Genomic DNA, 619 nt, shown 5'->3' with positions numbered 1-619 from the left:
CCACTCATTGTACCAATATAAGGAACAAAACTAATAAGGCCAATAAACATACCAATTAAAAGACCAAAATTGAGCTCCGTAATGGTCAAACCAATAGCATAATATCCCCCCAATATTAAACAAGCTGTTCCTTGACCACGAACAAAACCAGCGATAGCTCTATCCATTTCATGAAAAATACTGCGAACAGTTTCAAGATGATCCCGTGGTATCAACGAATCAACTGCTGTAACCATACGTGGCCAATCCAATAACATGTAAAACGCCACCACAGGTGCCACAACAAAGAGACTGACGATATTTACGAGAGATTTTCCTGATTTCAAAAGTGAATTCAAGAGAGATGTAATAAAATCAGAACTTTGTCCTAAAAGCCCCTTAATATTACTCTGTAATTCATTTGGATCACTTCCAAAATAGCGTCTAACCCAATCAAACTCATGTTCAACGAAAAAAGTTTGAATACGATTAATATAAACGCGCAACCCATCGTTCATAAATTGCTGTATTTGCCAACTGATAATAGGAATCAAAATGATTAAAGCAGCAACAAAAACCACAACAATAAACAAAGTAATGAGAATAGAGATCGGAAGAGCAGGGCGTGTGGGATTGAAAA

1 protein-coding gene is annotated in these 619 nt (G+C 36.7%); it reads right to left on the bottom strand.

What is annotated here, in order from left to right; translation table 11 throughout:
• On the bottom strand, positions 1–619 hold a 619-nt coding region (locus ACFIO5_RS12655; RefSeq protein WP_375705593.1), incomplete at both ends, for an AI-2E family transporter.

The sequence above is a fragment of the Bartonella sp. AA86SXKL genome (assembly GCF_042196885.1).
Note: the sequence above shows the minus strand (reverse complement) of the source record. Positions and strands in the feature narration are given on the sequence as shown.